This is a genomic window from Mycobacterium sp. E136, assembly GCF_001666865.1.
Taxonomy (GTDB): domain Bacteria; phylum Actinomycetota; class Actinomycetes; order Mycobacteriales; family Mycobacteriaceae; genus Mycobacterium.
The window spans coordinates 1-6,655 of record NZ_LZJE01000280.1 but is presented as its reverse complement, the minus strand read 5'-3'; the positions used below and the strand labels follow the sequence as shown (position 1 = coordinate 6,655).

Genomic DNA, 6,655 nt, shown 5'->3' with positions numbered 1-6,655 from the left:
CCGCAACACATCGGCGACCTGGCGAGCGCGGTCGGCGCGCGGCCGCCGAAGCGGCGTCGGCTCGGGCTGCGACATGCGAAACACGCTAGGGGCGTCGCCGACCCGTCGCGCGGCCCCGAAAATCGCCGCGGAGCAGCAGCGTTCAATGCGCCGCCCGCGTCAGGCGGCTACCAGGCGAAAGTCCGGCGGATGACGCGTATGCGTCACCGCGGCCACGGGACGCGAATAACAATCGCGGTGAACAGAAGTGACGCGCTATTGCATGCAGCGCGAGAGCACCCGACCGAACTGCAACAGCCGTTGCATCTGAGCCAACCCGCCGTTGTCCACGGACTTGTAATAGCGGAACGACTCGCAGTAGATGTCGGATTCGGTGGCCGACCTCTGCCGTGAACGCGTGATCAGTTGGGTGTACATCCGCAGCCTGACCTCGGACAGCCGCCGGGTGTCGTCGTCGAGGACCTCGTATTCGGCGGTCAGCACGTGATCGGTGATCGTCGACAGCAGGATGGTGCGCACCGAGGCGTTGAGTACGCGACGGTCCCGATCGCTCGAGGACATCTCGTCGTCGGCGCGCCACATGATCAGCCGGCGCCCGTCGGTGAGCACGATCTCCTGCCACAGGGCCTGGTCCTCGTCACCCCACGGCTCGTCGGTGTAGCCGCGCGACATGATGAACGACCGGATCGTGGGCAGGTCCACCACCGACCGCAGTTGGTCGAGCGCGAGTTCGGGGTCGCGCAGATACACCCTCGCCGCTTCCTCGACGCTCGAGTACGGCGCCCAGTCCTGCGGTGTGGGCATCGGCTATCCCCCGCTCCTGTCACCTCGCACGGCCTGCGCGGCGGCCCGGATCTGTGGCGTCACGAGCATGACCTGTCCCAGCACGCCGTTGACGAAACCCGGTGAGTCATCGGTGGACAACTGCTTGGCGAGTTCGACGGCCTCGTCGACGGCCACCGGCTCGGGCACATCCTCGGCGTGCAGCAGTTCCCACACCGCCACTCGGAGGATGGCGCGATCGACCGCGGGCAACCGTTCGAGCGTCCAGCCCTGCAGGTGTGCGGCGATCAGATCGTCGATGTGGGCCGCGTGCTCGGTCACGCCGCGGGCCACCGTCAGTGTGTACGGGTTCAACGGCGATACGTCGGACTGCTTCTCCGCCAACGCATTGCGCGCCTCGGCCACCTCCGCTGAGGTCAGGCCGCGCGCCTCGGCTTCGAAGAGCAGGTCGACGGCGCGCTTGCGGGCCTGGTGCCTGCCCCGATCGCCTTTCCGGTCACTCACCCCGTCGCTCCGCTGCGCTCCGCTCGCCCCGGTCAGGCATTCACCCGGCCCAGGTAGCTTCCGTCGCGCGAATCGATCTTGAGCTTGTCGCCGGTGTTGATGAACAGCGGCACCTGGATCTCGGCACCGGTCTCCACCGTCGCCGGTTTGGTGCCCGCACTGGAGCGGTCGCCCTGCAGGCCCGGCTCGGTGTGGGTCACCTCGAGTTCGACGGTCACCGGCAACTCCAGGTACAGCGGATTGCCGTCGTGGAAGGCGATCTGCACCGGCATGCTCTCGAGCAGGAAGTCGGCGGCGCGGCCGACGAGCGACTCGGGCAGCGGGTGCTGTTCGTAGTCCTCGGAGTCCATGAACACGAAGTCCGAACCGTCGCGGTAGAGGTAGGTCGCGTCGCGGCGGTCGACCGTGGCGGTCTCGACCTTCACCCCGGCGTTGTAGGTCTTGTCGACGGTCTTACCGGACACCACGTTCTTGAGCTTGGTGCGCACGAACGCCGGCCCCTTGCCGGGTTTGACGTGCTGGAAGTCGGTGATTTGCCACAGCTGGCCGTCGATCACCAGGACGAGCCCGTTCTTGAAGTCGGCGGTCGTTGCCACGTTGGTAGTACTCCTGTCAGAGGATGGCCAGTTCCTTGGGGAACCGGGTGAGCAAGTCTGGAGCGTCGGGTCCGACGACGAGCGTGTCCTCGATTCGGACGCCGCCACGGTCGGGCAGATAGACGCCGGGCTCCACGGTCACCGCGGAGCCAGCAAGCAGTGTACCGACGGACGCGCCGCTGATCCCCGGCGCTTCATGGATCTGCAGGCCGACACCGTGTCCCAGCCCATGGGTGAAGTTCTCGACATAGCCGGCGTCCGCGATGACCTGCCGCGACGCGGCGTCGACGTTCTTGCACGCGACGCCGGGGCCGAGCGCCTCGCGGCCCGCCTTCTGCGCGGTGGCCACCAGGTCGTAGATCTCGCGCTGCCAGTCCGCGATCGGCGCCAGCACGAACGTCCTGGTCATGTCGGAGTGATAGCCGCACACCAGCGCGCCGAAATCGATCTTGACGAAGTCACCCGCGGCCAGCACGGCGTCGGTGGGCCGGTGATGCGGAATCGCCGAGTTCGCCCCGGCCGCCACGATCGTCTCGAACGACGGGCCGTCGGCGCCGTGTTCGAGCATCAGCCACTCGAGTTCGCGGGCGACCTCCTTCTCGCTGCGCCCGGCCCGCAGGCCGCCACGGTCGACGAGATCGCGCAGGGCCGCGTCCGCGGCCTCGCACGCCAACCGCAGCAGCGCGACCTCGCCGGCATCCTTGACCTCGCGAAGCGCCTCGACGGTCCCGGCGGCGCGCAGCAATTCGGTCTGCTCGCCGGCTGCCTTCGCCAAGGCCGCGAACGCGTCGACGGTCACCACGTGACTCTCGAAGCCGAGCTTGTGCACCCCGTCGGCGGCGGCGCGCCGCGCCAGATACGGGCCGCAAGGCCGCTCGATGACGATCTGAACGTCGGGGGCCTGCTGCGCGGCCTGCGTGCGGTAGCGCCCGTCGGTGGCCAGCACCGGCGTTTCGTCGTCGGCCTTGATGAGCAGCGCGGCGTTGGAGCCCGTGAACCCGCTCAAATAGCGCACGTTCACCAAGTCCGATACCAACATGGCATCGATCTCGGATTCGGCCAGCCGCTCGCGCAGCCGGTGCCGACGCTGTGAAATAGTCACGGTCGATGACGCTACTCGCTAAGGTGAGGCCCCATGAGTAAGTGGTTGCTGCGCGGACTGGTGTTCGCGACCCTGATGGTGATCGTGCGATTGCTGCAGGGCGCGCTGATCAACGGGTGGGAGACCAAAGCCGGTCTGATCAGCGTCGTGCTGGTGGTTTTGTTCGCCGTCGCGGTGTTCGTGTGGGGACTGGCCGACGGCCGGGCCGACGCCCGGGCCAACCCCGACCCGGACCGCCGGGGTGACCTGGCGATGACCTGGCTCCTGGCCGGCCTGTTCGCCGGGATCGTCAGCGGCGCGGTGGCCTGGTTCATCTCGATCTTCTACAAGGCCCTCTACGTCGAGGCGCTGGTCAACGAGCTCACCACGTTCGCGGCCTTCACCGCGCTGGTGGTGTTCCTGATGGCGCTCGCCGGCGTGGCGCTCGGCCGCTGGCTGGTCGACCGCAAGGCCGACCAGACCCCGCATCTGCATCACGCAGGGGACGACGACCGTGCCGACACCGATGTGTTTGCCGCGGTCAGCCAGCCGCGCGCCGATGAGACCACCACCGAGGGCGCGCCCCGCGAGGACCGGGCCTAACTCCAAGCACAGCGCTCCGTGAACCCGGACGAGTTCTGCACGTCCGATCAGTGGAGCGTGCTGTCGTCCGCGGCATCGAATTCCCAACTGGCCGGGGTGCTCGGCGGCTTCCTGATCACCGCGATCGCGCTGCTGTTCGACAAGAACAGTCGCGAAGGCGTGCACACGCTCGCGCTGTTCTCCTCCGCCGTTCTGGTTCTCATGCTCGACAGCTTCCTGTTCAGCTTGATCACCGGCACGCAGGTGCCCGACGGCGCGCGGCGGGCGACGTGCGCGATCGCCTGGACCCAGGGAGCGGTGTCGACCGGGATGCTGGCAGCCGGGGCGACGGCCCTTTTCGGCGGGCTCGGGTGGATGCTGGCCAGCCACGCCGTCAACAAGGTGAGCGATCAGGACCCCGCCGACGTCCGCGCGTACTGCTTTCTGGCCGAACTCGGCGGCTGGCTGACCTTCGCGGCCGCGATGACGGCGACGCTGATCGTGTCCGAGACGTCGATCGACTATCTGCGGTTCATGTGGGGCCACCGACCCGACGTGTGGATCGAGGGCACCATCGTCGTCGCGGCCGCGGCCTTCGTCATCGCCGATTTCGCGCTGGTGTACCTGCGCACCCGAACGTTGCGGAAATCGTTGGCCGACACCGGCGAACCGACGCTGCTCGAGTTGCGCTCGATCAAGTTCGCGACGGTTGGCACGGTGGTGCTCGCCATTGCCGGGTCATGGCTCGCGGTCAGCCTGGCACGCATCCCCGAGGCCTGGCTCACCGCGCCGAATCCCGCGATCGTGCTTTTCGTGCTGATGCTGACGCTGGTGCTGCCGACGGTGATCTCGACCGCGATCTGCTATTCGGTCGCCAGTACCGGCGGTTCGGGTTCCCCGTCGAGGCTGGCCAGGTACCGCAGGGCCAGCAGGTAGCCCTGCGCACCGAGGCCGACGATCACGCCGGTGGCCACCGCGCTCAGGTACGAACGGTGCCGAAACTCCTCGCGCGCGTGGACGTTTGAGATGTGCACCTCGATCAGCGGTGCACGCAGCTCACTGCACGCGTCGCGCAGCGCGACCGAGGTGTGGGTCAGCGCGCCCGCGTTGAGGATCACCGGATCCCCCGCGTCGGCGGCCGCGTGAATCCAACCCAGCAGGTCTGCCTCGTTATCGCTTTGACGCACAACGGCTTTGAGACCAAGGGCATCGGCCTCGCGCTCGATGAGCGCCACCAGCTCGTCGTGGGTGGTGCTGCCGTACACGTCGGCTTCGCGCCGGCCGAGCCGGCCGAGGTTGGGACCGTTGAGCACCAGCACCGTCTGGGTCATGACGTCACCGCTCCTATTTCTGCGTAGGCCGCCGCCAGAAGTGACGGGTCGGGCCCCTCCAGGCGTCCCGGTTTGGCGAGCCCGTCGAGCACGACGAAGCGAAGCACGCCCGCGCGGGTCTTCTTGTCGCCGGCCATGTTCTCCAGCAACTCGCCGAACGCATCGGGGTCGTAGGTGATGGGCAGCCCCAGCGAGGTCAGCACGGAGCGGTGCCGGTCGGCGGTCTCGTCGTCCAGGCGGCCCGCGAGCCGGCCGAGTTCGGCGGCGAACACCAGGCCCACCGAGACGGCGGCGCCGTGGCGCCACTGGTAGCGCTCGCGGCGTTCGATCGCGTGGGCGAGCGTGTGGCCGTAGTTGAGGATCTCGCGCAGTTGCGATTCCTTCTCGTCGGCGGCGACCACCTCGGCCTTGACCGCGATCGCGCGCCGGATCAGCTCGGGCAGGACGGTGCCCGCCGGATCGAGCGCGGCCTCGGGGTCGGCCTCGATCAGGTCGAGGATCCTGGGGTCGGAGATGAACCCGGCCTTGACGATCTCGGCCATGCCCGCCACGAGTTCGTTGCGCGGCAACGTCTCCAGCGTCGCGAGGTCGACGAGCACGGCAGCCGGCTGATGGAACGCGCCGACCAGGTTCTTGCCCGCGTCGGTGTTGATGCCGGTCTTGCCGCCGACCGCGGCGTCGACCATGCCGAGCAGCGTGGTCGGCACGTGCACGATGTCGATTCCGCGCAACCAGGTGGCGGCGGCGAAGCCTGCGACGTCGGTGGCCGCTCCCCCGCCGAGGCTGACGATCGCGTCCTTGCGGCCCACCCCGATGCGGCCGAGGACTTCCCAGATGAACCCGACGACGGGCAGGTCCTTACCCTTCTCGGCGTCGGGGATCTCGATGCGGTGTGCGTCGATGCCCTTGTCCGCCAGCGCGGTTCGGATGACCTCGGCGGTCTGCGCCAACGTCGGCTGATGCAGGACAGCGACCTTGTGCCGGCCCTCGAGCACGCGCACGAGGTCGCCGAGCAGTCCGGTGCCGACGATCACCGGGTAGGGCGGGTCGACGAGCACCTCGATGGTGACGGGGTTGGCCACGGGTTCAGTCACGGTTGACCTTCGGATTGCGGGCGGCGACCGCCGCCGGTGACGGCGGGGCCTCGGTACTGGGTTCTGCGGTCAGCGACGACGGACTCCTGCGCCACGGCGAGCGGCGTTTACGCCGCGATGGGTGTGAGCCGTCGGGATTCTCGAGGCGGGTCACGATGTAGCGCACCACCGCGCCCGGGTTGCGCCGGTTGGTGTTGACCCGAATGGTCGCCACCTGGCGGTAGAGCGGAACGCGTTCGGACATCAGCGCTTTGAACTTCTCGCCGCGGTCGCCGCCCTCGAGCAGCGGACGCACGGTGCTCCCGCCGGTGCGGCGCACACCTTCGGCGGCGCTGATCTCCAGATAGATGACCGTGTGCCCGGCCAATGCCTCGCGCACGCCGGGTGTGGTGACGGCGCCACCACCCAGCGACAACACACCGTCGTGGGTCTGCAGCGCCGCGCGGATCACCTCTTCCTCGATCCGCCGGAACTCCTTCTCACCGTCGGTGGCGAAGATGTCGGCGATCGTGCGGCCCGTGGTCTCCTCGATCGCGGCGTCGGTGTCGAGCAGCGAGAGGTCGAGCGCCTTGGCCAGTCGCCGCCCGATGGTCGACTTACCCGAACCGGGCAGCCCCACCAGCACTGCGCGCGGCGCCATCAGCCCGAAGCCTGGACCCGTTGCGTGGCGGGCTCGCGCGCGGC

The 6,655-nt window shown here is 68.6% G+C and carries 8 protein-coding genes and 2 pseudogenes; 2 read left to right on the top strand and 8 right to left on the bottom strand.

The annotated features are described in order from the left end of the window. The 5 genes and pseudogenes from A5698_RS28695 to A5698_RS18405 form a co-directional block, all read right to left on the bottom strand. Positions 1 to 75 (bottom strand): annotated as a pseudogene (locus A5698_RS28695) (GntR family transcriptional regulator); the annotation flags it as partial. A gap of 180 nt (positions 76 to 255) precedes the next feature. Then, positions 256 to 804 carry a hypothetical protein gene (locus A5698_RS18420; RefSeq protein ID WP_068299867.1) on the bottom strand — a complete coding sequence of 183 codons (549 nt, stop codon included), beginning with the start codon at positions 802 to 804 and terminating at the stop codon, positions 256 to 258. Positions 805 to 807: 3 nt separating this feature from the next. Next, a complete protein-coding gene (nusB, locus tag A5698_RS18415; RefSeq protein ID WP_068299865.1) occupies positions 808 to 1,287 on the bottom strand; it encodes a transcription antitermination factor NusB in 480 nt (159 codons plus the stop codon). Positions 1,288 to 1,319: 32 nt separating this feature from the next. Further along, positions 1,320 to 1,883 carry an elongation factor P gene (gene efp / locus A5698_RS18410; protein ID WP_067082817.1) on the bottom strand — a complete coding sequence of 188 codons (564 nt, stop codon included), beginning with the start codon at positions 1,881 to 1,883 and terminating at the stop codon, positions 1,320 to 1,322. Positions 1,884 to 1,899: 16 nt separating this feature from the next. Beyond that, on the bottom strand, positions 1,900 to 2,985 hold the full coding sequence (locus tag A5698_RS18405; RefSeq protein ID WP_068299863.1) for a M24 family metallopeptidase: 1,086 nt from the start codon (positions 2,983 to 2,985) through the stop codon (positions 1,900 to 1,902). A gap of 33 nt (positions 2,986 to 3,018) precedes the next feature. Here A5698_RS18405 and A5698_RS18400 point away from each other — a divergent pair, with 33 nt between their 5' ends. Next, positions 3,019 to 3,567: a B-4DMT family transporter gene (locus A5698_RS18400; protein ID WP_068299860.1), complete on the top strand. Its 549-nt coding sequence runs from the start codon at positions 3,019 to 3,021 to the stop codon at positions 3,565 to 3,567. A gap of 18 nt (positions 3,568 to 3,585) precedes the next feature. Continuing rightward, a complete protein-coding gene (locus A5698_RS18395; RefSeq protein WP_068299859.1) occupies positions 3,586 to 4,482 on the top strand; it encodes a hypothetical protein in 897 nt (298 codons plus the stop codon). Here A5698_RS18395 and aroQ read toward each other — a convergent pair. The 3 genes and pseudogenes from aroQ to A5698_RS18380 all read right to left on the bottom strand — a co-directional run. Continuing rightward, positions 4,410 to 4,877 (bottom strand): type II 3-dehydroquinate dehydratase, encoded by a 468-nt coding sequence (gene aroQ / locus A5698_RS18390; RefSeq protein WP_068299852.1) that lies wholly within the window; start codon positions 4,875 to 4,877, stop codon positions 4,410 to 4,412. The genes A5698_RS18395 and aroQ overlap by 73 nt on opposite strands. Beyond that, positions 4,874 to 5,959: a 3-dehydroquinate synthase gene (aroB, locus tag A5698_RS18385; RefSeq protein WP_067090372.1), complete on the bottom strand. Its 1,086-nt coding sequence runs from the start codon at positions 5,957 to 5,959 to the stop codon at positions 4,874 to 4,876. Before aroB ends, aroQ begins: the two co-directional genes overlap by 4 nt. Positions 5,960 to 6,095: 136 nt before the next feature. Next, positions 6,096 to 6,611, bottom strand: a pseudogene (locus A5698_RS18380) (shikimate kinase); the annotation flags it as partial. Between the last annotated feature and the right edge of the window lie 44 nt (positions 6,612 to 6,655).